The organism is Actinoplanes sp. NPDC026619, assembly GCF_040638295.1.
Taxonomy (GTDB): Bacteria; Actinomycetota; Actinomycetes; order Mycobacteriales; family Micromonosporaceae; genus Actinoplanes.
This window is the reverse complement of the sequence record NZ_JBEZYA010000023.1, coordinates 20,722-45,701: the sequence shown is the minus strand read 5'-3', so window position 1 is coordinate 45,701 and position 24,980 is coordinate 20,722. Positions and strand designations below refer to the sequence as shown.

Annotated in this window: 21 protein-coding genes; 16 read left to right on the top strand and 5 right to left on the bottom strand. The window is 66.2% G+C overall.

The annotated features are described in order from the left end of the window. From AB0E90_RS37975 to AB0E90_RS37965, 3 genes are read left to right on the top strand one after another with little or no spacing between them, the layout of a single operon-like run. Positions 1-1,140, top strand: coding sequence for an AAA family ATPase (locus tag AB0E90_RS37975; protein WP_360416707.1), 1,140 nt, complete (start codon positions 1-3; stop codon positions 1,138-1,140). Next, positions 1,137-1,712, top strand: coding sequence for a kinase (locus tag AB0E90_RS37970; protein WP_360416705.1), 576 nt, complete (start codon positions 1,137-1,139; stop codon positions 1,710-1,712). The genes AB0E90_RS37975 and AB0E90_RS37970 overlap by 4 nt, the downstream gene beginning before the upstream one ends. Before the next feature lie 53 nt (positions 1,713-1,765). Continuing rightward, a complete protein-coding gene (locus AB0E90_RS37965; RefSeq protein ID WP_360416703.1) occupies positions 1,766-2,431 on the top strand; it encodes a hypothetical protein in 666 nt (221 codons plus the stop codon). 245 nt (positions 2,432-2,676) lie between these two features. On the opposite strand, the gene AB0E90_RS37960 is transcribed toward AB0E90_RS37965, so the two are convergent. Both AB0E90_RS37960 and AB0E90_RS37955 read right to left on the bottom strand, forming a co-directional pair. Next, complete coding sequence (locus tag AB0E90_RS37960) at positions 2,677-3,153, bottom strand: GNAT family N-acetyltransferase (protein ID WP_360416701.1); 477 nt, start codon at positions 3,151-3,153, stop codon at positions 2,677-2,679. Positions 3,154-3,155: 2 nt separating this feature from the next. Beyond that, complete coding sequence (locus AB0E90_RS37955; protein ID WP_360416699.1) at positions 3,156-6,308, bottom strand: orotidine 5'-phosphate decarboxylase / HUMPS family protein; 3,153 nt, start codon at positions 6,306-6,308, stop codon at positions 3,156-3,158. Positions 6,309-7,151: 843 nt separating this feature from the next. On the opposite strand from AB0E90_RS37955, the gene AB0E90_RS37950 reads away from it, so the two are divergent. From AB0E90_RS37950 to AB0E90_RS37915, 8 genes are all read left to right on the top strand, one after another. Then, positions 7,152-8,411 (top strand): SAM-dependent methyltransferase, encoded by a 1,260-nt coding sequence (locus AB0E90_RS37950; protein ID WP_360416697.1) that lies wholly within the window; start codon positions 7,152-7,154, stop codon positions 8,409-8,411. A 1,431-nt stretch (positions 8,412-9,842) separates the two neighbouring features. Beyond that, complete coding sequence (locus AB0E90_RS37945; protein WP_360416695.1) at positions 9,843-10,526, top strand: GPP34 family phosphoprotein; 684 nt, start codon at positions 9,843-9,845, stop codon at positions 10,524-10,526. Between the two features lie 56 nt (positions 10,527-10,582). Continuing rightward, on the top strand, positions 10,583-12,142 hold the full coding sequence (locus AB0E90_RS37940; RefSeq protein WP_360416693.1) for an APC family permease: 1,560 nt from the start codon (positions 10,583-10,585) through the stop codon (positions 12,140-12,142). Beyond that, entirely contained in the window at positions 12,139-12,783 is a 645-nt protein-coding gene (locus tag AB0E90_RS37935) for a GNAT family N-acetyltransferase (protein WP_360416692.1), read from the top strand. Before AB0E90_RS37940 ends, AB0E90_RS37935 begins: the two co-directional genes overlap by 4 nt. A gap of 527 nt (positions 12,784-13,310) precedes the next feature. After that, the gene (locus tag AB0E90_RS37930; RefSeq protein ID WP_360416690.1) at positions 13,311-14,222 is read left to right on the top strand and encodes a trypsin-like serine protease; all 912 of its coding nucleotides are present in this window, start codon (positions 13,311-13,313) and stop codon (positions 14,220-14,222) included. A 180-nt stretch (positions 14,223-14,402) separates the two neighbouring features. Next, complete coding sequence (locus AB0E90_RS37925; protein WP_360416688.1) at positions 14,403-15,365, top strand: hypothetical protein; 963 nt, start codon at positions 14,403-14,405, stop codon at positions 15,363-15,365. 401 nt (positions 15,366-15,766) lie between these two features. Further along, complete coding sequence (locus AB0E90_RS37920; protein ID WP_360416686.1) at positions 15,767-16,615, top strand: endonuclease/exonuclease/phosphatase family protein; 849 nt, start codon at positions 15,767-15,769, stop codon at positions 16,613-16,615. Positions 16,616-17,225: 610 nt separating this feature from the next. Next, positions 17,226-17,957, top strand: a complete 732-nt coding sequence (locus AB0E90_RS37915) for a DUF6082 family protein (RefSeq protein ID WP_360416684.1) — start codon at positions 17,226-17,228, stop codon at positions 17,955-17,957. A gap of 173 nt (positions 17,958-18,130) precedes the next feature. Here AB0E90_RS37915 and AB0E90_RS37910 read toward each other — a convergent pair whose 3' ends face one another. Further along, complete coding sequence (locus AB0E90_RS37910; protein ID WP_360416682.1) at positions 18,131-18,787, bottom strand: hypothetical protein; 657 nt, start codon at positions 18,785-18,787, stop codon at positions 18,131-18,133. A 231-nt stretch (positions 18,788-19,018) separates the two neighbouring features. After that, a complete protein-coding gene (locus AB0E90_RS37905; protein ID WP_360416680.1) occupies positions 19,019-19,978 on the bottom strand; it encodes a hypothetical protein in 960 nt (319 codons plus the stop codon). A gap of 595 nt (positions 19,979-20,573) precedes the next feature. On the opposite strand from AB0E90_RS37905, the gene AB0E90_RS37900 reads away from it, so the two are divergent. The 5 genes from AB0E90_RS37900 (at position 20,574) to AB0E90_RS37880 (ending at position 23,597) form a co-directional block, all read left to right on the top strand. Next, complete coding sequence (locus AB0E90_RS37900) at positions 20,574-20,846, top strand: hypothetical protein (RefSeq protein ID WP_360416678.1); 273 nt, start codon at positions 20,574-20,576, stop codon at positions 20,844-20,846. Between the two features lie 23 nt (positions 20,847-20,869). Continuing rightward, positions 20,870-21,583, top strand: a complete 714-nt coding sequence (locus AB0E90_RS37895; RefSeq protein ID WP_360416676.1) for a hypothetical protein — start codon at positions 20,870-20,872, stop codon at positions 21,581-21,583. A gap of 87 nt (positions 21,584-21,670) precedes the next feature. Further along, positions 21,671-22,396: a hypothetical protein gene (locus AB0E90_RS37890; protein ID WP_360416674.1), complete on the top strand. Its 726-nt coding sequence runs from the start codon at positions 21,671-21,673 to the stop codon at positions 22,394-22,396. Between the two features lie 485 nt (positions 22,397-22,881). Next, on the top strand, positions 22,882-23,142 hold the full coding sequence (locus AB0E90_RS37885; RefSeq protein ID WP_360416672.1) for a hypothetical protein: 261 nt from the start codon (positions 22,882-22,884) through the stop codon (positions 23,140-23,142). Positions 23,143-23,348: 206 nt separating this feature from the next. Next, the gene (locus AB0E90_RS37880) at positions 23,349-23,597 is read left to right on the top strand and encodes a hypothetical protein (RefSeq protein WP_360416670.1); all 249 of its coding nucleotides are present in this window, start codon (positions 23,349-23,351) and stop codon (positions 23,595-23,597) included. Between the two features lie 165 nt (positions 23,598-23,762). On the opposite strand, the gene AB0E90_RS37875 is transcribed toward AB0E90_RS37880, so the two are convergent. Continuing rightward, positions 23,763-24,890 (bottom strand): hypothetical protein, encoded by a 1,128-nt coding sequence (locus AB0E90_RS37875; protein WP_360416668.1) that lies wholly within the window; start codon positions 24,888-24,890, stop codon positions 23,763-23,765. Positions 24,891-24,980: the final 90 nt, after the last annotated feature.

Below are 24,980 nucleotides of genomic sequence, written 5' to 3'. Positions count from 1 at the left end.
ATGTCGGCACAGCGGCCATGCGTGAGGTGCCGGACGAAGCTGGGGCCGGGTATCAAGAGTAAATACTGCACCGGCTGCGACGCGGCGATCGAGGCGTTGCTCCACCATCCGCCGCTGGTATACGGCAGTTTCTGGGAACATCCCGATATCCGTGCGGCCGCCAGCGGACGGCACATGGGACGTTTGATCGCCGCGTACCGGCATCATCCGATGCACGGGATACCCATTCCGCAGGAAATCGTCGGCCTGTGGGCAAACAAATCCCAGGCGCAGATTAGCCGGTATGAGAACGGCAGTCCGGACGGGCGACTTGACCGGCTCACCTATTGGGCTCGACTGCTGGGCATCCCGAACTGGCTGCTCTGGTTCGCGCTCCCGCAAACCGACCCGCCGGAGCAGGACCTTCACATTCTGCCGCCGTCGGGTGTCGCGGACGGCGGCGTGTTGGCTCCGTTGCTGGCGTACACCTCGCTCGCCGGCATCACGATGGACGACGAAGGTAATGCTGGCCTCCTGCAGCAGCGGGTCGAGGCCGCGCACCGTGCGCGTTCCGCGCACGGCGCGGAGGCGACGGTGGTCGTAATCGGCGGTTACGCGGGTTGCGGGAAGAACGAGCTTGGGGAGGTCCTGGCGGGGCTGACCGGGTGGACGCTGCTCGATAAGGACCTGCTGACGCGGCCGCTGGTGGAGAGCCTGTTGTCGGCGCTCGCTGCCGATCCCAACGATCGGCACTCCGCGGTCTATTTGCAGCATGTTCGCCCGGTGGAGTACCGGTGCCTGCAGAGCACCGTGCTGGCGCAGTTGAATCTCGGCTTGTCCTGCATCGTGACCGCACCATTCCTGCGGGAACTGCCGCAGCGGCGATGGCTGGCCCGGTTGCAGAGCAGCTGCGCCGCGCGTGGCGTCGATCTGGTGCCGGTGTGGGTCGACGCTGACCCGGACTCGATGTACGAGTACCTCGTGCGGCGCGATGCCGCACGGGACGGTTGGAAACTCGGGCACTGGGACCAGTACGCCGCGACCATCGACCTCGACCTGCGCCCGGCGATCCCGTACGTGCTCGTCAACAACGCCCAGCACGCCGCGACCGGGCTCGCCGCGCAGGCCAACCGGCTGGGCCAGTTACTCTCGCACACGTGAGACTTCCCGCGGCGATCGTCCTCTACGGGCCGCCAGCGGCTGGCAAAGACACCATCACCGCAGCGCTACACGACCTGGACTGCCGGTATGTCGGCTTCGGTAAGATGAAACTCGCCGAGGAGCACGGCGACAGCACCGCCTACCGGCTGATCGACCAGACCGAGCTGGACCGGCTGCGCTCGCGCGGCGAGGTCATCTACGAGAACGGCCGCTACGGCAATCGGTACATCGTCGATCGCCCCGGCCTGGATGCGGCGTTCACCGGCGGCAATATTCCAATCGTGCATATGGGTCAAGTCGCGGGTGTCCGCGCGCTGCGCGGCTATCCGACGACCTGGCTGCCGGTCGTCCTGTGGTGCTCTCGCGAGGTGACAGCGCGCCGCGCGCGGTCGCGCGGCAGCCTCGACGTCGAGGCCCGCCTGGCCGCCTGGGACGAGACCCTGCAGGATCTGGCCGTTGCGAGCCCGGAGGACTTCGCGTTGCGTATCGATACAGATCAGCACGAGCCGAAGGACGCGGCGACGACGATCGACGCGCTGATGCGCGCCCGGCTGAGCGGACTTCCCGCATGAGCCGGCCAGAGGTCGTCGTCCCCGCGCTGAACCCCCTCAGCGACGGCGACATCGTGCCGGACGCCCTGCATGACTATGCGGCGCGGGCCGCCCGGACGTGGGTCGACGCCTGGCTGCTGTCGGGTTCCACCACGCGCGGCGATCTGCTCACCACGTTGCAGCGGGGACAGGTCATCGACATGTGGCTGTCGCATCTGCCCGCCGACCGGCTGATCGCTTGCTGCTGGAGCCTGGACGACGTCGCACAGGCGGCAGCGCGCGGCGTCGCCCCGATGATGGTTCTGCGGGACCTGCCGGATCCCGACGCCGCGCTCGCGCTGCTCGCCGAGCTGCCGCAGGGCGCACTCATTTACAGCCACCCGATGTACACGGCCACCACGTTCGACGCGGATCTGGCCGCCGTCGCTGCGGCGGCAGGAGTTCTGCCCGTGGGCGGGAAGATCGCCAAGGTCAGCCCGGCGAAGATCGCCGCCATCACCGCGGCCACCGGCGCGGGGTTCGCTTTCTGGGATGGTTCGACCAGGCATATCGCCGACAGCGTGGCCGCCGGTGCTGCCGGCGTCATCGCGACGCCGCTGTCCTGGCTGCCCGATCCGTTCCCGGCCAGACAGAATTCCGAACTGCAGCTGGCGTTCGATGAAACTCAGGCCGCGCTGGACGCCCTGGCCGCCCGGCCGCAACGAAAGGCGTATCTGGAGCAGCTGGCGTTCCGGTCGTAGCCGAGTACGGTCGTCGTCACCACCGACGCGTCCCTTCCGCTGGTTCTACAAAGAGGGTTCCGTGCAACGCCCGAGATAGGTGCACAGAGGTTCAGTGCAGTCGCTGCCGCGCGTCGCGCCGTGAGGGCGATTCGCTGCATGGATCGCGAGAGCGGCGGCCGTACCCCAAAGAGCTCGGGCCGTCCACTCAGCGTCCTTCGGGGCTCGCCCGGCTGTGGAAGGAGCGTTGTCGGGGTGTTAGCGGTTCAGGGGAGGGTGAGCTGGTAGACGGCGCGGTCTTTGCCGGGTCCCTTGAAGTTCGAGATGACTTGAATGCCGTCGATGACCTGGTCGCCGGGCAGGTTGGTGAAGCCGAGCTTTGCCCAGGTGGTGGCGGCCGCCCGGTTGTCGGGTTCCGACGTCAGGTAGATCCGGTGGCACTGCCACGCGGTGGCCTGGTCGATGACCGATTGCAGCAGCGCCTGCGCGATGCCCTGGCCGCGATGCTCCGGATGGGTCATCACGTCCTGCACGTAGATGTCGCCGGGGTCGTCCTGGCTGCGCATGGCGACGACCGCCCCGACGACGCGGCCGTCGATCACCGCGACGGGGCAGGTGGTGGAGAACAACGCGCTGTAGAGCCAGTAGTCCGAACTCGTCCGCGCTCGCACGTAGGGTTCGCCCAGGGCCATCAGCTGTTCGACGTCTGCGAGGAGGGTGTCATTCAGGGCGACGATGCGCATGCTCACTCCTGCTTTCGGCGGTACTGGACAAGGTCGATGATCTCGCGTGCTGCGTGGGCGGGGTCGACGGCCTCGGCGATGCTGCGGCCGATGATCAGGATGTCCCAGTCCCGGCTGGCGACGATGTCGTGATCAGTGGGGCTGAACCCGCCTGAGACGGCAACCGGGAGTCGACTCCAGCCGCGGATCGCGCGGGCGTTGTCGAACGGATGCCGGCCGCGGACACCGCGGTCGATGTTGGTGGTCACGGTGAAGCCGTCGACCCCGACGCGTTCCATCTCGCGGATCCACGCTTCGGTGAGCGCGGCCGCCGGCACGTCGAGCAGGATCGGCACGCCGAGCCGGCCGCCCGCAGCGACGGCGGCAGAGACGCTGGACGCGGTCGCCGGCCCGATCAGCAGCACGACGTCCGCGCCGGCTTCCGCGGCGAGCACGACCTGCTCGCGTCCCCAGTCGGCCGACATCATCTCGGCGACCACAATCGCGTCCGGCACGCGCCGCTTGACCTCCGAGATGGCGCGGAGCCCGTATTCCTTGATCAGCGGATCGCCGACCTCGATCAAATCGGCCCCTGCCTGCGTCGCTGCCCGGGCGACGTCGGCGGCAAGGTCGAGGTCGCGCAGATCGAGCGCGACCTGCAAACAACGCTGATCGCGCAGCCGCCGGAAGGCGTGGCGTGCCGACGGTGCCTGCAGGGGCTCCCGTCCCAGTGCCAGGTCGCGTTCGCGTTCCAGCAGCCACCAATCGCTGCCCGATGCCTGGTCCCGCAGATTCGCGAAGAGGGGGCCGGGCAGCGGAAGCCAGCCGGTGGCCGCCTCGCGCAACAGCGTGAACAGCGCCTGCTCGCGGACCGCCGCGGCGGCGGTTGTCTCCGTGGTGGCACCGGCCAGCAGCAGAAGCCGCTGACGAAGCCGGTCGAGGTAGGGCGGGCACCGGGTCCAGGTCGCGTCGCCACTGATCACCGCGATGGCTTGTTCCTGCAACTGCTGTGCGGATGTCTGTTGAGCGTCGAGGACGGAGTCAAGTGCGCAGGCGCGAACATGCCAGTTCGAGTCGGTCAGCAACAGATGCAGCGCCGCCGGTCTGATCTTGGGTTCGAGCTGTGCCACGTGCCGGGCGATGGCGGCTCTGACCTTGTAGTCGGCGTCCCGCAGCAGCTCGTCCGTGATCTTCCGCGACACTGGGCTCGCCGCCACTGTGGGACCGGCGACCATCCCGGTGGCCAGGGCCGCGCGTACCCGCCAGTCGCGATGGCCTGCTAACGCGGCGATCGAGTGGCGGCCGTCGCCGTCATCGACGGGCACGAACAGGTGCGCGTAGCTGGCCAGAAATGTTGCCTGCTCCGGCCGGTCGATGTCGACCTCCCGGAAGAACTGGTCGATGGTCGCAGTATCAGCGTGCCGTTCCAGGGCCTTCGCGAGGTCGGCCCAGAGATCAGGCCCGCACCTGTCGAGCACCTGCACGACCCAGGAGCTGTAGCCGATGTCGAGAGCGTCGACCAGCCCCGGGCGCGACAGCAACGCCCGGGCGAGTTCCAGCGGCGCCTGTCCGTCCAGGCAGCGGGCCGCGCAGCGGCGCAGGACGTCCGGCGCGAGCAGCACCGAATCTGGGCCGGCCACCGCGAGCATCAACGGCAAGGCGTGCGATGTGCTCAGCGCCGGCGCGAGAACCAGCGAACGCAACGTGTCCGGTGCGGTGTGGTCGAGCCCGGCTACCAGGAAGCCCAGCACACCACGGGCCGTCGCGGCGGACCGGCTTAGCTCGGCGAGCTCGTTCAGCCCGGCAACCGTGGCGGTCGTCCTGCCGTGCTCGGCCACCACGCTCGCGATGGCCGTTGCCGCCGCGTACTCACGGATGATGTCGTGGCCGAAGACGCTCGCGCCGCCGGGGCCAGAAAGCAGGTCGGCTCCCGGCGCAGCGAAACCGTGCCGCGCCGGCGGCGGCCGGCGCTTCTCGAGCAGGGCCGAGGGGATCACCTCTGCGAGCTCAGCGAGCGCCTGCTCGGCCAACAGGTCGACCGTGCGAACCTCATCCGCTCCACCTGCGCGGGCCAGCGCTCGTACGCAGTAATCCACGAGACGGTACGAGTCGAGCAGCCCTGGCGGAAGGGAATGCCCGGATGACTTCAGCAGGCGCATGTAGATCGGTCGGCGAGCGAGCTCCCGCAGCCGCACCGGCAGCTCAGCAAAACTGGGTTCTCCAGCGTCGCGGGAGTCATTCCACACCTGGTTCGCTTCCGGCAGAGTCCACTCGGTGAGCGCGATCGGCTGGTCGGCTCCCGCCCGAGGATCATGCCTAAAGCTGAGGGCGGCCAGCACAGGGAACGCAGAGAAGTCGACGCTCGGCGGCGTCCGCACGACCAGCACGAACCGCAGCGTCCCTGAGCCCACCTGCCGCAACAACCGATCGACCTGCCGGCCAACCTGCGCAACATCCTCGACGGCCTTCAAGCCGTCGACGACGATCAAGCAGCTCCTGGTCAAGTCGCTGAACTCACGCTCGACCGTCAGGTGAGGATCACCGCCGGTCGCGATCGACGCATACCGCAGAATCTCTGCGGCCAGATCGGCTCTGCGCTCGTGCCAGCTGTCCGTCGAGTGAAGCTGAATGATCATCTGATCGGCGTAGCGGCGCGCGATCTCGTACGTCAGTTCCGACTTGCCACAGCCAGGTGGGCCCTCGACAACGCACACCTGCGCCTGCGAGCCGACGAATTCGTCCAACTGGCTTAGCGCCAACCGCGGCGGGGAATAGTTCAGGCGTGACGCTTCCGGCTGCGCGACGGCGTCGACCAACAGCTTCGTCCGCTGCGCCGAGACGGCGCCGAAGGTCCCGAACGGATGCTGCGTACGCGGTGGCTCCTCGGCCTTCAAATCCGCGTACGCCGGAACGTCCGGGTAATTGAACCAAAGGAATCGCTCCGGTATGCGCAGTGCCCGCGCGTAGAACACCAGCGTGTCGACATGCTGGATATGGCCGTGATTCTCGATGCGGCTCACCTGCGGCTGACTGATGCCCAGTGCCTCGGCCACCCGCGGTTGCGGCAATGATCGGCCCCGCAGCGGATGCTGTCGGTAAGCCCGGATCACCAAGCCCATCCGCCGTGACGCGTACGCGGCCCGCATCGACTCGTGTGACCAGAAATCCGTCGGCATCGTCGGCAGGCCGAACGGTTCGCCGCCACGGCATGCCGCGCAGTCCGGCTCGCCGTGCTCGCGATCGCCGGGGATTGTTTGTCCGCACCGTGGGCAGGCTCGTCCAGTCATACCGTCCGTCAAACGGCTTAGGGAGCCGTCGCCATATCGCAGGATGCCCGCCAGTGTATCGAGTCTCCAGACCTCGACGGACAACGCTCCTATCCACGTGATCCACGCGCGACTCAACTCCCAGTCGACATCGCGCTAAACGTGAAATCGAGCCGCATATTGATCATGCAGGGCTAGTCATGGCGTATTCGGCTGGCTGCCTCAATGCTCGTTGCCAGGAAGAGATCTTCCTCCTGGGCTCCCTAGTCGTGGCAACTGCCGGACATGGCGTTGATGCGGCCAGGGCTACTTCCTGGCCGCAGGCAAGCGCCTGACACATCGGCCAGGCGAGAAGGACCGGGTGCGTGCAGGCGCTACTGCGCCGGCGCGCCCGGTCGAACCGGATCGCCACGACCGCCAGGTTGCCCGATACGGGCCGGATCAGATGGGAGGGCTGGGGTGAAGGTCAAGGTCTCCCGGGCGACCCGTGGGGACTACGAGACCGCCAGCGGCTCAGGCAGCCCACCGCACCGCCGCAGGAGGCACTGCCCTGCCGTGGTGCGAGGTCCGCGGACGGCGGCCGTACGCGTTCCGGCCGGCGGGTCGAGGGTTCGGGGCTGTGCAGGTGATCGCGGCGGCGTGTTTCTTATTGATGGCGATCTTGTCGGTGGGGCCGGTTTGCGGCGTCGCTGACGATATGGGACCGGGGGTTCAAACATGCCGAGCCGTATAGCGACTTCTGAGCGGTCCGCTGTGCTGGCACCTTCTGCTGCTGCCGCCAGTTCGGCGGACGTGGAAGAGGCGAAGTTCACGCCGAACCACATGCTTGTTGACCAGCTGTCGCGAAACCCATCAGCGATTCATGAGCTGCCTGACGGCCGGCCGGCCCGCATGCCGCGGCCAGAGGCTGTCGCCGCCATCAACGAGATCATGACCGGGTTGTTCCCCGGCGTCGATCTGGCTGCGATCAATGGCGGGCATCTCGACGAACGCGAGCTCGGCCGCTACGAGCGAGGCGAGGTCCACTGGCCCTCCAAGTACCGGCGCGCCGCTCTGCGTGCCTTCTTGGACGCCCAAAGCGACCAGGATCTCGGCTTCTTTCGCTCGCTGGCGTTGCAGCCGGTGCTCGCCGACGATCGCAAAACTGGAAAGTCCACTGTCGACCGGGGTGCTGACGTGGCAGCAGCTGGCATGCCGCCTGTGTCGCATCCGAGGAGGTCCAGCACCGTGAACGGCAGCACAGCACACCCTGCCCGCGTGTACGACTATTGGCTCGGCGGCAAGGACAACTTCGCCGCCGATCGGGAGTTCGCGGACGCGATCACCAGACGGTTCGCGTGGGTGCCGAAAGCGGCGCGTGCGAACCGCGACTTCCGCGTCCGCGCCGTGCGAGCGGTAGCCGAGGCCGGCGTCAGGCAGTTTCTGGATGTTGGTACCGGCCTGCCGTCGCCTGGGAACACGCATGAGGTCGCGCAGGAGCTCGCGCCGGATGCGCGTGTGCTTTATGTCGACAACGATCCGCTGGTGATGGTGCATTCGCGGGCGCTGATGGTCGGAAAGCCGGAAGGTCGAACCGCCTATATTGAGGCTGATGTGCGCCAGACTGGCGTGATCCTCGGTGACCCCGTGTTCGCACAGACCCTTGATCCCAAGCAGCCTGTGTGTCTGATGCTGGCCGCCGTGCTGCATTTCATCCCGGACTTGACCGAAGCGCAGCGGGCCGTGCGGACCCTGGTGGAAGCGGTTGCACCGGGGAGCTATCTGGTCATCTCGCACGGCACCCCGGACTTCGTGACGGCACAGGAGGCGGCCGAGTACGAGCGGATGTACGCCTCCGGCGAGACGGTCGCCCGGACGCGGACGAAAGCGGATATCGAGTCGTTCTTCACCGGCCTGGAGGTGTTGGAGCCGGGGTTCGTCGCGGTCAGTGATTGGCGGCCGACCGACGATTCCGGAGGCCGGCCGACGCCTCACGACGTGAGTCTCTACGGCGTTGTCGCCCGCGTCCCGTAGCCGCCTGCGGACGATGCACGCCAGCAGGTCGCGCGTAGCCGTCCGGCGGTAGGCGGCCCCGGGCTCGATCCACCCCGCCCACCTCCGATGCCGCCGTCCGCGACGGTGGCCCACAGCCTGCACGCTAGATCTAGAGCCGCTCCTCGAATCCTTCTTGCCATTCGGGGAACGTTTTGTGAGACGTCTCCGGCTACGAGAATCCATTCTGTCCGCCGTTCCTCGTGAACGGTGGACTTTCTTGCGTCTACTACGCCCTCATCGCCGTGTCCGGCGCATTCCCTCGCCGATAACCTCGGCTACGCCAGCCAAAATTGAGCTCTCGGGCAGCCGTCAATCGCCCTTTGCCGAAGCCGCCTACGCGGCGGACCTACCGACAATCACGCTGACGTGAATAAGCGTTGGTCCTGCCTCTGCTGCATAGCTGTAAAGACACTGCTCAGGGCTATATGGGCGAAGAAATGGTATCTGCGATGCGCGCCGATCTGGTATTCCCCCACACCAATGCGTATGTGATTCTTAACCGCGCGTTGAGTTGTGTTTGTCTGCTACTTCGAGCGGGACCGCCTCTCGGGTGAACCCCGAACACGTCGCCTGCTGCGGCACTGTTTTCGGCAATGAAGAGGTGCCCGAAATTGGTGACTCACCGGCGTACGGCGCACTCGAAGCCAGAACGTTGGCGGGCCTGATTTCTCCACGTTAGTTATCGTCGCCGCTTGCGAGGGGTGTTTCCCGGTGATCGCGTTCCGCTACGAAGCGCCTTCGGTGCCGCTGGGCGCGAGGTTGTGGGCCGGGCAGTCGATAACGGCCTCGATCGGTGTTGGCGCGCCCGGCCGTTCCGGGGCTGCCGGTCTCGCTCGGCCCGGGCGCAAGTCCGGGGGCAGCACCGATCCCTGAACTGTCCGCCGCCGGGGACACCTGTTCGGCCATCCCCAGTGAGGGCCGGGCGCGCCTCGTTTGTCGCCACGAGTCGCTGCGCCCGGCCCTCTCCAAGCCCCTGATCAGCGCATGTCCGCGAGTTCGTAGACGTAAGGAGGCACCCGTCATGCCGATCGATGCCGGCGGTCTGAAGCACGCCGGAGCGTCGGAAAGGCGCTCACGGACATGACTTTTCCACGACGGAATCCCGGCCAACTTTATCCGGGGGACTACGACGGGCATCCCGCCCGTCATGCCGCCGAGCAGCAGGAGGCACGGCCTCGTATAGCTGAACCCAGCCGGCAGCGGCCGCCAGGTCTGCCCGGCGGTTACGGCGTTTCGCCGGGCTATCCTCCCGCCGTCGGCTACCCGGCAGGACCAGCGGACGGCCCGCAGCGTGAGATGTCTCGGGTTGCGACCGGCCAGCAGGGAGCTGCGGGGACGTACCAGCCTCCGCCGCGGTCGGCTTACCCCTCCGAAGCGGACGAGCGTTTCGAGACGCGGACGCCGGCGGTCATGGATCCGGTGCAGCCCCGAGCGGTGCGTAGCGACCGGGTCGCAGACGACTTGTTCCTCGTCCTGCTCGATGACGGCAACGGGCAGATGCGCGCGCACAGCGACGTCATCGGCTCGGTGCTTGCGGGCGCTCTGCTGGTCGAGCTGGCGGTCGGTGGGTGGATCGAGGTGGACGCCGAGAGTGTCGAACCGACGACGGAGGCCCGGCAGCAGGACATGGTCCCGGGGGACGCGCTGGCTCACCTGATGCTCGACACGGTGCTCGGCCAGCTGGAACCGCTGTCGCCCCGCGACTGGATCGCGTTCCTGGCGGACAGCGCCGAGCAGGAAGTGGCTGACCGGCTCGCCCGGTGGAACCTGATCTCGGTGCAACAGCGCCGTCGTGTCCTGGGCGGCAAGGGCGTGTCGTACAAGCCGGCGAACAACAACGTAGCGGCGTGGCCCCGCGCCCGGTTGTCGGAGCACTGCCGCCGAGGCCGGGAGCTGGGCAGCCACGACCTGGCCTTGACCGGCCTGTGCCACGCGTCCGGTCTGCTGCGCAACGTGCTCGACGGGGCGCCGGCCGGAATGTACGACCGCGCGATGCGCGAGGTCCACACCCGGCTGGGGCCGTATCCCTCGGTCATCGCCTTGTTCGCCGCCGTGGAGGGTGCGGTCACCGCGGACGCCTCCGCGCTGGCCTGACCACTCATTTCTTTCGGATCACCCTCGCCAACCCCCTCATTTCCTGGAGTCTTTCCGTGACAGCACTAGCAGCTGCACCGATCAGCAACGTGCGAACCGGTCTGGCCAAAGACCGGCTCGGTGTCGTCGCCGTCACCGCGCAGGTGATAGCCGCGGCGGCGCCGCTGACCGTCATCGCAGGCGGCGCCACCGCCGGCCTGGCCATCGCCCAGCAACGCGGCATGGCGATCGCCTACATCGCGGTCGCCGTGATCCTCGGCATCTTCGCCCTGCCGTACGTGACGATGGCCCGGCAGCTGCCGAACGCGGGCGCCTTCTACGTGTACGTCACCGCCGGGCTCGGCCGAGTCGCCGGCGCGGCGACCGCGTTCGTTGCGATCCTGTCGTACAACGCGATGCAGATCGGCCTGTACGGCGGTCTCGGCTACGAGGCCCACAACGTCCTGGCACGTTACCTGCACGTCAACGCCCCGTGGTGGGCGTGCGCGCTGGTCGGCTGGCTGCTGGTCGGCATCGCCGGGCTGCTGCGTGTCGACTTCAGCGCCAGATTGCTGGCGTGGCTGCTGATCGGCGAGATCGTCGTCTCCGCCGCGTTCGCCGGCGTACAGGTCGCCCACCCTTATCAAGGCCACGTCAGCTTCGAGGTGCTGTCGCCGTCCTGGCTGCTGATCGGCAGCGCCGGAGTGATGCTGACCATCGCGATCGCCGGGTTCGTCGGCTTCGAGAACACGACTGTGTTTTCCGAGGAAGCCAGAAACGCTCGCCGCACGGTGCCGCTCGCGACGTTCATCGCCATCGCTCTGATCGGCACCCTCTACGGATTCTGCGTCTGGGCCATGAGCGTGAACACCGGAGCGGACAACATCGTCGCCCAGGCCGGGGAGCAGGGCACCAACCTGATCTTCAAACTGTCCGAGCCGTTCCTGCCCACGTTCATCGTCACGATCGGGCACTTCCTGTTCGTCACCAGCCTGTTCGCGGCGAACCTGTCGTTCCACAACACCTCGAACCGCTACTTCTATGCGATGGGCCGCGACGGCCTGCTGCCCGCCGTGTTCGGCCGCACCTCCCAGCGCACGAAATCCCCGGTCGCAGCGTCCCTGCTGCAATCGGCGCTCGCCCTGGTCGTGATCAGCGTGTACGCGATCACCGGCTGGGACCCCTACGTCAAACTGTTCTTCTGGCTGACCGCGTCCGCCGGCCTGGGCGTCCTGACCCTCATGGTGCTCACCTCGCTCGCGATGCTCGTCTACTTCTGGCGGCAACGCTCCCACCGGCGGCGCGCCGCCGAAATCGCCGACACCGTCCGCGGTATACCCGACCCGGACGCGCCGGCCCGGCACACGGTGGAACCGATCAGCGCGTGGCGCGGGTTAGTCGCTCCGGTCGTGGCCGGGATCCTGCTGACGATCATCCTGTGGCAGACCGTCGCGAACATGCACCAGCTGCTCGGCGTCGCACCGACCGACAACCTGCGCTGGTACTTCCCCGCCGCGATCCCCGCCTTCATGCTCCTGGGCGTCGTCGTTGCGCTGGTCCTCAAAACCGTCCGGCCCGACGCGTACGAGCGGATAGGCAACGGTGTCGCCCGCCGCCCGCGGGGAGGTGCCCGGTGACGCTCGCCGACCAAACGATCTCCGAATACGAGGTGCCGGTCATCCGGCGTGCCGACGACGGCGACTACCAGAACGTGACCATGCTGCTGGTCTCCGCGTTCTTCTACGGCGACCTCGCCGGACACCTGATCCCGAAGGTCACCGACCGGGCGAGCCGCTACTTCCCCTACTTCGAGATCATCGCCGAACACGCCCTCGCCAACGCCCATGTCGACCTGATCATGGACAAGACGGCGGCGATGCCCGCCGCCGCGGCGATCTGGCATACCGTCGGCGACGGGGGGTTCCACTTCGACCTGGCCGACTACGACGCTCGCCTGGCCGACGCCGTCGGACCCGCCCTCGCCCGGTTCGTCGCGCTGGACGCGGCGATGCACCGACACCACCCGACCAAACCCGATCACGACTACCTCGCCTTCCTGGGCGTGCAACCCGGCTGGCAAGGCAAAGGACTGGGAAGCCGCCTGCTGCGGCACCGTCACGACCGGCTCGACCATGCCGGCCGACACGCCTACCTGGAAGCCACCGGGGACCGTAACCGCCGCCTCTACGAGCGACACGGATATCTAGCACTCGAGCCGTTCGACGTCGCCCCGGACGGGCCGCCGCTGCACCCGATGTGGCGGCCACCGCGCGGCTGACCAGAGCTTCCGGCCTGAGCCTCGCCCAGGACGAGGGTCGCCGTCTGGCCTGGGACCGGAAGGCGGGCACATCACCGCAGCTCACTGCCCCGTGTACCGCGGTGATGTGCCCGCTCCACCCTCAACTGACCCGCACAACACCGGAAAGGAAACCAGTAGTTGAAACCGACCCCCTGAGGACGGCCGGCGCCGAGACGCCTTCCCCGGACGTCTCGGCGCCGGCCCGAGATGGTGTGCCGCTCTACGCGCGACGTCACCGCAGCGCCGCGGCACACCATCTCCATCCCCTGCTCCTCATCTGCGACGACGCGAACGCGCCTGCCATGAGGATCAACGCAACGGCCACCTCCACGGGAACACCCCGACGGCCGTCGTCCGCCACGTGCCTACTGCTGTCGACACGTCACCGCCGCGCGCCCGCGACCGCGCCGGCCCGGCGCAGGCCTCGGCCGATGACCCCCTCAAGCAACCCGGCACCCACCACAGCGCCGGGCCGCACCCTGTCCCTTTGTTGAAGAAAGTGGTCGATGAAACTCCTCAAAAGACTCGCCCTCACCACCCTGGTGACGGGCGCGCTCGTGGCCGCCGCCGCACCGGTTCCCGCCTCCGCCGTCGTCAACGGCCGCGACGCCACCAGCCCGTATCCGGGCATGGCGGTGGTCTCGATCGTCTACCCAGGTCTGGGGACCGCCATCTGTGGCGGATTCCTGGTCGCGCCACGCTGGCTGTTGACCGGGGCGCATTGCGTGTCCGACGACGCGCAGGCACCGACCCCGGTCGCAATGCCCGCCGGCAACGTCACTCTGCGCACCGGGACCGTCGACCGTACCCAAGGCGGGCGGACCGACACAGGCAAACAGGTGGTCCTCTACCCGGACTGGGTGTGGGGGATGCCGACCGGTCTGCCGGTCTCGGACCTTGCCCTGGTCGAACTCACAAAGCCGGTGCCCGGCCAGGTGATGCGCCTGGACGAACTGCCCGCCGACGAGGCGGGGTGGGCACGGATCATCGGCTGGGGCCTGACCTCCTGGCCGCCCACCACCGACACCACGCCACCGACGATCTTGCAGCAACGCGACGTGCGCATCCTGCCCACCAACGCGTGTGACGGCGGCGGCATCGGCACCGCCGAGACCTGCGTCAGCGGCGGCGCCTGCTTCGGCGACTCCGGCAGCCCACTACTGCACCCACAGACCACGCACCCGGCCCGGACACTGCGGTGGGCGGCGCTCGGGCTGGTCAGCCGCGAAACCGACGAGAACGCTCCGTGCAGCAAACCGACCATCTACACCAACCTGCAATACCGGCCGTTCCGCGACTGGATCACCCAGACGATCCAGACCAACCGGCCCACCCGCTGGATACACCCCCAGTTCGGGGCGGTCACCCCGGCCGACCGCCAGCGGCTCCGGATGCTGACGCCGCCGCGGCACCACTAGCGCGCTGAAAGTCCTGGCACGGCCCGCCTGCCGACGATGGCGAAGCGGCCGGGCCAGGACACATCGGACCGCTCCATCCTGGCGGCCCGAGCCGATACCGGGTCCGGTTGTCGAGCCCCCACGCCGGTGCACGTCCCGCACCGCCATCGTCGTCGGTCAACCCTCGAGAAAGAGCTGTCCATGCCCTCGGATCCGCACCCGTTCCCTCAGCGGCGTCTCCTCGCTCTCCTGACAGCTGGCGCAGCGATTGTCATCATTCTGGCCGGCGTCGCCGTGGCCGTCCGGGACAGCGCGACCACACCATCGGCCGCCGCCGACAAGGTGATCGGACCACCGCTGCGGAGCTCACCGGAAGGCTCCGGCGGTTGCAGACCCCCGGACCCGTTCACCCTGAGCCAGCTACGCTCCCTCGTCCCCACGTCGAGCATCGCGCCGACCGTGCTGGGCCAGGAACAATCCGCCCGGGAACACCTGCGTGCCCTCGCCACAGCGGTCACGACCGGCCCGTGCGACACCGCGGGCCGCTACGACTACGTGCAGACCCGGCAATGGGCGCTCGACGCCCGGACCAGCGACGGCGCAACCAGCCAGACCGCCACCGTTCTGCAGTACGAGAGCTGGCTCGCCGCCGACGGCTCAGGCCGCAACATCTCGATCACCACACGCACTCCGCCCACCGAGAACCCGCCCACCGACGACATCTATCCGCCCGGTGCCAGCCCCGCAACGTGGGTGCCCCTGCCAACCGATGTAGGAGCAGCCGCCACCATGCTCGGCAGCGCCACCACTGGCGGTCGCGGCCCGCAGGCGCGGCTGAGCGCTGTTGCCGACCTCAACCAGCAGCAGTCACCGCCCCGCGCCACCCGCGCTGCCCTGCTCACCGCCCTAAGCGACACCGACGCGATCACCTACCACGACCCCGTCACCGACCGCGCCGGACGACATGGTGTCGCCGTTGCCGCGACCAGCAACGACGGCATCACCCGCGACCTGTTGATCATCGACCCGGCCACCGGCACCGTGCTCGCCTACGAGCAAGCCGCGCTGGGAGATCCCGGCCGGCTGGGCATCACCACACCTAGGGTGCTGTCCTACAAGCTGTATCTGGGCCGCGACCACACTGACACGGTGCAACGGCGATGACCATCAGTCCGCACCCGGTTTGGTACGGCAGCCGCATGCGTGTATGGCCAGGGACGTCGTCGGGTGCCTCGCCTCCACCGCGCCCGGCACGCGAACAGATAGCCCGCAAAGCGGGACCGGAGACGATGAGTGCGCGCGATGCGGCACCGGCGGGGAGCCGCTCGCATCCAGCTACGCCCGAGCGGCGGCTACCGGATACCCGCGAGCACCACCGCTGCCGCAGGCCACACCTGAAGACCGCTACTTCCCGGCATTCGCCCGTCGCAGCCTGACCGGCCTGCAGTGGACGCCACCAATCCGTCCGGCATTCGCCGTCCGTGCAGCTTCCTGCGCAGCTCGGGCAAACCCTGCACACCCATCGCGACCAACTCATCCGCGACTGACCTGAAGGAGAACCGCGCATGCGTATCCGCGTCGCCGCCCAGAACATGCAACACGACGCGACGGCCGACGAGGCCGGCCGGCCCGAAGACCGCTGGCCCCTTCTAGTGCAGCGACTGCAGCGGATCGAACCAGACATTCTGCTACTCAGCGAGGTTCGCGGCTGGGCCGCTCACGGCCATCGGCAACTCTGCGTCGCCCAACGAGAACTGGGCATGTACGCGATGCCGATACCCCATTCGAACAGCGGCAACCCGACCGTGATCATGTTCCGGCCGGACACCATGGGTATGCCGATGTACTACAACAATGACCTGTCGGCCCAGACCTTGCACGGCTTCGCCACCGCCAGTTTCACTGTCGCGAATGACCTGCCGCCGATGACCTTCGCCGCCGTGCACCTGAGCCCGTACAGTGTGCACACCGCAGTGGCCGAGGCAGATCTGATCGCCACCCGCGCCTACCGGCACGGCCCCCTCGCGATCGTGGCCGGCGACGCGAACTTCGCCCCGCACGCCGGTCCCGACCCCGACTATCAGGCGATGCGCCCATACAACTTGGCGGCCCGCACCTACGTCGACTCGGACGGCCGCAGGCATCCGAGGCGCGAAGTGGCGCAGGCCTTCGTTGATCGTGACTACGTCGATGTCGCCTGGCGCCTATGCGAGCAGACCGGAGACGACGCTCTGCTACGGCGCACCGCGTCCGACGATCGGATCGACCGGATCTACTGCTCCGGCGCAACCGCCGATGCATGGAGCAACCACCAGCGGCTCGACAGCCCTGCCAGGGCCAGTGACCACGACGGCGTCGCCGCCGATGTCGACACCGACACCATCAGCCGTGCCGGACTCTGGACATACCGTTGATGGTGGGCCGAGTTGCATCTGATGAAGCATCACCTCACCGGCGGGCGGAAAGCCGCCACGGTGGGCCGGCGTTGCCACCGTGCCTGGCCGATCAGCTTGGGTCAGCTGCACCCCAACCGGCCGGCGCGGTCCGAGGCCATACACCCGGCGTCGGTCGGGACGCCGCCGCCTACTCGGCTCGTCGTCCGCGTCGACACCTTCCAGGTTGACGGGCACCGGCTCGCCGAACAGCGAACGGGCCCGGTCCCGCTGCTGAGCTGTCGACGTGTGACCTTCGGCGATAGTTGTCACCAATGGGAGCCGCGCCCAGCAGCGCCCGTGATCGAGTTTCGGCGGTAGTTGTCACGATTTTCGGCTTTAGGTGTCACCGATACGGCTTTTCGGTGGTGGCTGGCACTGGATTGCTCCGACCTTCGCCGGATGCTCATCACTCTCGGTAGTACGACGCTGGTCAGGTCTTCAGCCGCGGGCACGATCGGCGGCATAGAGAGTGCGCCGACGGAGCACGGACTGAAGGCGAGGAAGCGGACGCACAGGCGGCATTATTGGTGAGCGTAGCGCACGGGGTATTCAATGGACGGAGACGCCTAACCCTCCCGAAAGGCTGCCAATGAAGATCGACAGTTTGCGTAGTCGGCGGCGCGCCGATCCCAACAGCGACTTCTTTATCGACAGACGCCCCGGAAGACCGATTTGGCTCATTGCGACGTTGATCGGAGTCCTTCTCTTCGCCTCGGCTCCGCTTGCATGGTTGCTTTCAACGAACATGCCAGGCCCAGCCCTCGACCGCCTCAGTGATGTTGGGCAGGCTTACGGGGTCGTTTCTGGTGCGCTCTCGGCACTCGCGCTCATAGCGGTTGCGGCGTCGATCTTTGTTCAGCAACGACACAACCGCTCCGACTCTCGCCACGCATGGCAGTCGGCACACATGGATCTCCTGAAGATGGTACTGAGTGATCCACAAACCTACGGTCCATGTCTCGGAGACCACCTCGATGTGCTCAGCGAAACTGAGTACCGGCAACACATCTTCACCACCATGTATTTCAACTACCTGCGCTGGAACGGGATCCAGGACATGTCCGCCGGCGAGCGCACAGAGGCATTCGGAGCAATGTTCCGTGTGGAGTCAAACCGCAAGCTGTGGCTGATTCGTCGGCGAAAGTTGCTTCGTGAGTACGGCGCGCTCGGCACGTTCCACTCTATGGTCGACCAGGAGTACCAGCGGGCAGTTGCCAATCCGATGGGCGCCCGGGAGTTCTACTTGGGAGAGATGGCGGCAGAGACCGAAGGCAGCCTTGTTAACGATGAGGCAGGGCCGAATGACCGCAGCCTACGGTAGGTGTCCGGCTTCGACTGACACCACTCACTTCTGAGGCTTTACCGTAGCGAGCTAAGCGGCGATGACGCGCCCTGTAGGCGGCATGAGAGCAAAACCGATCTTGGCTGGTTAATAGACTTTCTTCTTCGAGCCGCTTCCCGTGGCGTATATGGCACCGAAACGCCTCACCGAGCCTAGCGAATGATTCGATAGCTCGTCACGGAATCCTCCTTGACCTTCCACCTTGCGACAGAACCTCCATCTGGCGCAATGTCGCCGGTCCCTGCCAAGCGAACAGCTTCGAGATAGGGAACGAGATATATTTCGGAAGGCTTCGCCTTGGCCTGCAGCACCACTTCACCGGCCTCGGTTAGTTGATATACCCATTCCAGGTCTTTGTTGTCGAGGAGAACCAGGGCAAACGTTTCGACATTTGAGCGTGTGGTAACAAACGCATTTGCCGATAGCGGGGCGCAAAAGAAATAGCCGACCGGTGCCCCTTTGCGCCATGAGCGCTTAACATCGATTCGCCTAGTCTCGTCCTTGACGGTGGTTACGACGTCGTAACCGCGACCAGAGGGCCAGCCCACGTCGCCGTCACCCGACGTTGACTGCCATATGGCAAACGCTCCTATGGCTTCGGCCATCAAGCCCCCGAGGCTTGGGCCCGCGTCCTTCCATTCGCTATCGCTCGGAAGCTTCTCGATCTGTGATTCGATGCCGTATTTCCCGGAGAGTGCATCGTATGCATCAAGATTCTCTCGCATTCCCTGCACCAATTGATCAACCGCCGCCGGTGGCAACGTGTACTCAGGATCCCCGTGGCCGTGACGATCAAGATTGTTAGTCATAGTAGCAGAGTACGGGGCAACTAGTGACTTCGCATGGAATCTCTGAAGTTTATTCGATCTCGCGAACAAGGAGCCATCAAGGTATACCCGACTCGGCTGCTGAACGTGTCGGGTTCAGAGCGCGCCGGGCGTTTTGCCCGGCAAATCTAGATCTCAAAGATATGCGGATTGGAATGCCTTGGATCGCTCGATTCCCGACGCTGCCTATCCATCGGTTGCGCCCGTTTCATATCAGTAACTGTCATCGTACTGTTGCTGGCTTTCCATCTGCGCCGTGAAGGCCTCTTCGCTCACAGCGTCAATCGGCACCACCCATCGTTGCCGAATCTCGGCGGCGGCCAACTCCTTAGGATCGTCGAGGTTTAAACCGCATACGGGACACATCATTCGGCGTGGATAGATGATCACGCTCGGGTTTGGGGAGTAGGAAATCTCTCCTTCTTCTAGCACGCTTTCAAAGTCCCAGTCGATGTCGAATCTTCCCGCGCAATTTGCTTCGCTTTCACAAGCGGGGCACGCGATGTGCGAAAGCGCCTCCTCCTCGTCGGTCGGGAAGGTCGCGGCGCTGGTCCGATCGCGCACGATCTTTGCCAGTTGCTGCGCTGATACGCCAGCCGACAAGCTAGCGTATACAGCTCGGCCCTTTCGGATCTTTTTCTGGACAAGATCTTCGATGCCGGAGGAGGCAAGATTTAGAACCGACTCGACGTAATCTTGATGATCGGGCCATCTGTCGGCGGCCGGAATAGCGAGCGTCTCATAAATGTCGTTGCTGGCCCTCAGGAAGGCTACAAGAGAGTCGCGGGCGGATGACTGCGGAAGAAATCCGGCATGGATTACACCGTCGCGGACGTCAATGAGAGTTCGGATAGATTCGTCGCGGGCAGATAATTCCGGAAGAATACGACGAACCCTATTGACGGCTTCCGTCGCGCTGATCGTCTTCGGCGATGCGCTACGTGCATGGGTTCCTAGCCCGCAAAGATGAAGCAGCGAGTCAAAATCTTTACGATTCAAATCGATAAGTAATGCCGGGTTGTGCGAGGCCAGAAGCGCCTTCGATACATGTTCCAAAGAAACTGCGGCGTCAACGTAGAAACGTCCCCAGTCCCTGGAGAGATAATGGTCAAGGGCAGTCTTCGCGCGATCTCCGGCGGACCGTATGAGTTCGTCTTTATTGAGGGGAGCCACACGGACAAGCTAGCGAAGATGCCGGGATCTGTCATCAAGAAACGCCCGGCAACCGGGCTCGGAGCATCATAAGAAGATGAACCTGACCCGCTGGACGCGGCGGGTAGATCCCGACGCACTTAATTCGGCATGATCGGATGTGACGGGGTCGAGCGGCTGTGACGTTACGTATCTGTACAAGACGGTGGTTCAGCCCAACTGGTTCGCGGCAGTCGGAGCAGGTGCCAGAACAGTGTGCCCAGTGCTGCGGTGAGGGCCACTGCGGTGGAGCAGGATCGGCTAGGCACGCCAGAGGCGTCGGTTGGTGGCCAGCCAGCCGAGCACGGCGAACGGGAGGAGGACTTCGACCAGTTCCGCGACGCCGACCTGGTGCAGCCACTGTCCGGGCCGCCTGCCGCCGCGATCAGCGGGCCGGGTGGTGCCGCGGCGATATTGTTCTGCGGCGAACTCGTCCTCGTAACCCTTGCTCTCGCCTGGGTCGCTGTACCCGCAACCGCCCGTCGGCCTCGCGTCACCCGACGGGTTAGCGGTTTACCGGCTGCGGTCTCGGCGGTCGTGTTCCGGAAGCCATGTACGCGGCGAGGATGTAATTGGGGTGCCGGCCGAGGTTCTTGGGGGCACGCTCGTAGCAAACGTAGTTTTTGGGGTCGGCATGCCGGGAGGCGATCTGCACGTCGCGGAGGCTGACGCCCGCGTCGAACATGGTTATGACGGTGCATGTTGGATGCTTGCATCGCATCCGGATTCCGGCTACACCGGCACCGGCCCGCCGATCCAGCCGTGCATTGGCGCTACGCCGATCACCTGGGACAACGGCATCAACAAGATCCTCAAGGTCGGACAGTCACCAGAAGCGTCCGCCGGCTAGCGAGTGCTTCCTACCCTGTCGGGGTGCTTCTCTTTGCCGCTGACGCTCCGACCTGGACGGATAAACTCGAAGCCTGGGCTACCGTCGCCGCCGCGCTGTTTTCCGCCGCCGCCTTGTTCGTAGCTCTCTGGGTTCTGCGGCGGGAGCAACGCACCCGACACGAGGACAAGCTCGACGCTGACGCGGCGCAGGCGCGGCTCGTTTTCGGCAAGGTCATCGACCTTGATCGTGAATCAGAGATCGGTTGGGGCGGGGTTACATTCGTCATTGTTAACAACAGCAGCGCTGCAATCATGGACGTCAGCGTTACCGCCCACCGTAAGAACCACCTCGTCGATGGCGGTTCTATTCGGCTGGAAACCGTTCGCGCGCATGACTCATCGAGGGAGTCAATCCGCCTGAGGAAACCCGTTTTGCGCGCAGATTTCAATCGTGCCCAAGCGAGCCAATTGGCGAGGCAGATCGAGATAGTCGTCACTTTCGTGGACAGCGCGGGCCGCATGTGGACGCGAGTCGACCGAAGGGAGCCGTTTCGCCGCAGGCGTGCCACACGGGAGCCTGGCCTGCCGCAGATGCTGATCGCCTTTTTCTACGTCGATCGCCCCTTCGTCTGGGCTGCAACAAGAATTCGCGACCGACAAGCGCGCCTAGCTGTTGGGCTGCAGGGCCGATTGCTAGACCGTGACCGCGGCACCTATCGGCAGCGTGTGGGCTTCAACGATGATCCATACCTCTAGCTAGTCTGCCGCCTCAGGATTACCGGCCACCCTTACCCGCAGCCGACGTTCCGCGATCAGTGGCGTCCGCTTCGTACCCTGGTCGCAATGCTGCTCTACGCTGCTGCCGCCGATGCCCCCAGCTGGACCGACAAGCTCGAAGCCTGGTCGACGTTCGGCGGGGCCATCTTCACCGCCACCGCCGTCATCGTCGCCTTCCTGGTCTGGCGCCACGACCGGCGCGTACGGCGCGAGGACGCATTCAATGCTGATGCGGCTCAAGCCCGCCTGGTCATCACTTCGGTCACTGGTCCCATCGGTGACCAGAAGACGGGTTGGCGAGGCGTCAGCGTCACCATCCACAACAACAGTCGAGTTCACATATTCGCTCTGCGTACACAGGCGGCTCCGAAGTTTCTGACGTGGGTGCTACGCCCGATGCACGTGGGTGATATCCGGGGCGGCGCGAGTGCCTCCGTTGACCTCTTTTTCAGTGAGCCAGTCAATTGGGTCTTTGGTGAAGCAAGCGAAAATCTCGCCGCTGCCAATGCTTTAGTCCACGTCATGGTGACATTCACCGACGGCGAGGGCCGCCGGTGGACGAGAGGGGGCGACGACGAGCCCGTCCCAGCACGGGTGGACGAGCCGGAAGCTGGCGTGTTCGGCCTGCTGGTCGAGTATCTACACGTGCTGGAGTTCGCTCGCTGGGTAGGATTCCAGAACTACAAAGTACGGCTGGGCACCTTGGAGCTCCTTCGCGGCCGGTTGGCGAGGCGCAATTTCTACGACCCAGCGCTGCCTGACGACGCTGTGCCACCGAACGAACCCTTCTAGCCCGGCCCAAGGCCGACACAGACAACCAGGGGATCGCCGCCTCCGAGTAAGGAGGCGGTTATAGGCTTCTGTTCGGCGGCAAAAAATTGACCCGGTTCCATGCTGAGGCCGCGCCCACCCGTATTGGTGACTGCACTCGTGACGAGTTAACTCATGGCCGGACTTATTCGCCTTGCTGGATAAGGGTTGAGGCCGACAACGGATAGTAATGGCGAATACTCTTGGTGCTTGGCGCAATCGGTTCCGCCAGTAGGATTACTGGCTGCGGACGCATTATCATCGGCAGATCCGTGCATCGACGGACTCCGCGCTCCGTGACGGAGGGTAGCCGTGAAGACGCAAGAGCGACCTTGGTCCAGCCCGTGGGGCGCTAGCCGGTGACAGCTATCGCCGAAAGATCACAGCTAAGGCCGAAAGTCACACGACGGCGGGGTATTCGGCAACCACAACGAGCGCGCGGCATCGAACGTATGTACTATTCGCGAATGACTCGGGACGACTCTCGGCACTGGTGGAACGGCAGATGGGGCCGCATCGCGCGGCGCGACATCCACCTGCGTGCCGAGGGGGACCGCTATGTGGTCGAGGCGCGGGAAGGCGGCGCGGACGGCACCACCCGGACGTGGTCTCCGCCGACCGAGAAGGATGCCCTGCAGTTCATCGATGATTTGCTAAGCGATCAGGACGGCTGGCGTGAGCTCAGCGCGAGGCCGCCGGCACCGGACCCGGACCCGGGCAGCCGATGACATCGCGGAGCTGACAAAAGGGTGTCCTGATCGACTGGCCGAATACCGCGGAGATGTGCGGCGCCGGTGAGCTGCGGGTTCTCCTCATCGGGCTGTCCCCGGGGCACGACGACGCCGCGGACCCGGCCGCCCGGCCGGGACCGCGAAAGCTTGACGGCTCCGCAACCACTCCGCCGACTCCGGACATACCGCGTACGGTCGAGATCATGACCGCCGCCGACGAGCTGGCCGACGCGATCGGCGAACGCCAGCACTGGGAGCTCGACGGCCTCGACGCCATATACCGCCCACACGGTGTCACCGCCCATGTCCGGATCCGGCCCGTCCGGGCACCGACACGGCCGCGAGACCGCTACCTCGTGTCGACCATCGAAGGCGAAATAGCCGTGCACTCCACGCCAATGCCGACCGCAGTGGCCGCGATCGCCTGGGCCGAGCGCCGCAAACTCTCCTGACCCGCCGACGCACCCAGCGCCGCCTCGGGAACGCATTCAAACAGCCCGTCGAGCGATCTCGCGCACAGCCCAGAACTGGACCGTCGACCTATCGGAATCAGTCTCTCGCCGGCACGAAATCGCGATCTGTCCCGTCCGCCGACGGACCAAGCGACGCCGCATCGGTCAGGTGAATTGCCCCGAGCGCACTCTCTTGGATGCCGAAACAAGCCACATCAACAACCCTGCCGCCAACAGGAACACAGCGGCGGCACCGGCAAAGAGACCGACCGCCGGAGCGAGAACCAGGACGGGCAGCAATCGCACGCTGATCGCGCCGCCCAGGGCCCGCGCCGCGGCAGCATAGGCGAGGTCGCGCGTCACCGAGCCCTGCTCGGCATCAGCGGCGGTCTTGGCGTCCATGTCGCCCTCGAAGGCGGCTTGGCTGAGCCCGGCAGCGAACTGGGCCACCAGGACCATCAGGGCGACGGTGGGCGCCACGATCCAGCCGGCCAGCATGCCGAGCCCCCAGAGCGGCCAACGCCAAACGGCCGGCAGCCGCAGCCGAGCGATCGCGGTGACGGCCCGATCGGACAACAGCGTGCCAAGGCCGAAGGCCGCCGCGGCACCGGCTACCCATCCGCCGCCGTGCACCTGTTCAGTGATCGGAACCGCGAGCAGCGCCGGCCCGGCGGCGACCGCCATGATGCCCCCGCCCGCCATCATCAGTCGTATCGACGGCAACCGAACCACCGCGCGCGTGCGGCTGGCCGGCCGGAGTCCGCTCGACCGGTCAACTAGGCGTGGACACACGATTCTCGACCGTCGGGCTGCGTACAACGTCGGCAGCAGCGAGCCCGGATAAAGGATCCACACGGCGGCGAGGAGCCAGCCGATCATCTGGCCGTCGTCGGTGGGCAGCACGACGGCGAGAGCGGTCCCGGCAGCTTCGACACCGACGATGCAGACCGCGTAGCGGGTAAGAGACCGTGGCGACGAGTCCGCCGCGGTCACCTCAGCCCGCATCCCAGCGAAGCTGACCCAGCCCGCCACGTTCATCACCATGATCGTGATCGCGATCAGCCACGGCGCCGCGCCGGCCAGCAGGGCGGCGAGGACCGCGACCCGCAGCACCAGTTCCACCGTGCCGGACAGCGTCAGCAGCGCTCGCCCGCCGAGCCGGCGTACCAGCCAGCCGCACGCTGGTGCGGAGAGCACCACGCCGCCGAGCATGGCCGCGTTGTAGAGCGCGGCTTCGGCCATGCCACCCCGCTCGGTCGCCGCGAGCACGATCACCGTCCAGCCCAGCGCCATCCCGAACGAGTCGGCGACGCCGGCGACGAAGAGCCCCCGCAGTCGATCGGCGCGATGCATCCCCGGCGGATTGCGACGGCGATGCCGCCG

Coding starts and splice junctions, on each gene's coding strand:
- AB0E90_RS37925 (WP_360416688.1), top strand. CDS start 14,403: ATGCCCTCGGATCCGCACCCGTTCCCTCAGCGGCGTCTCCTCGCTCTC.
- AB0E90_RS37920 (WP_360416686.1), top strand. CDS start 15,767: ATGCGTATCCGCGTCGCCGCCCAGAACATGCAACACGACGCGACGGCC.
- AB0E90_RS37875 (WP_360416668.1), bottom strand. CDS start 24,890: ATGGCGCTGGGCTGGACGGTGATCGTGCTCGCGGCGACCGAGCGGGGT.
- AB0E90_RS37885 (WP_360416672.1), top strand. CDS start 22,882: ATGACTCGGGACGACTCTCGGCACTGGTGGAACGGCAGATGGGGCCGC.
- AB0E90_RS37880 (WP_360416670.1), top strand. CDS start 23,349: ATGACCGCCGCCGACGAGCTGGCCGACGCGATCGGCGAACGCCAGCAC.
- AB0E90_RS37910 (WP_360416682.1), bottom strand. CDS start 18,787: ATGACTAACAATCTTGATCGTCACGGCCACGGGGATCCTGAGTACACG.
- AB0E90_RS37890 (WP_360416674.1), top strand. CDS start 21,671: ATGCTGCTCTACGCTGCTGCCGCCGATGCCCCCAGCTGGACCGACAAG.
- AB0E90_RS37975 (WP_360416707.1), top strand. CDS start 1: ATGTCGGCACAGCGGCCATGCGTGAGGTGCCGGACGAAGCTGGGGCCG.
- AB0E90_RS37945 (WP_360416695.1), top strand. CDS start 9,843: ATGGATCCGGTGCAGCCCCGAGCGGTGCGTAGCGACCGGGTCGCAGAC.
- AB0E90_RS37930 (WP_360416690.1), top strand. CDS start 13,311: ATGAAACTCCTCAAAAGACTCGCCCTCACCACCCTGGTGACGGGCGCG.
- AB0E90_RS37955 (WP_360416699.1), bottom strand. CDS start 6,308: ATGCCGACGGATTTCTGGTCACACGAGTCGATGCGGGCCGCGTACGCG.
- AB0E90_RS37915 (WP_360416684.1), top strand. CDS start 17,226: ATGAAGATCGACAGTTTGCGTAGTCGGCGGCGCGCCGATCCCAACAGC.
- AB0E90_RS37960 (WP_360416701.1), bottom strand. CDS start 3,153: ATGCGCATCGTCGCCCTGAATGACACCCTCCTCGCAGACGTCGAACAG.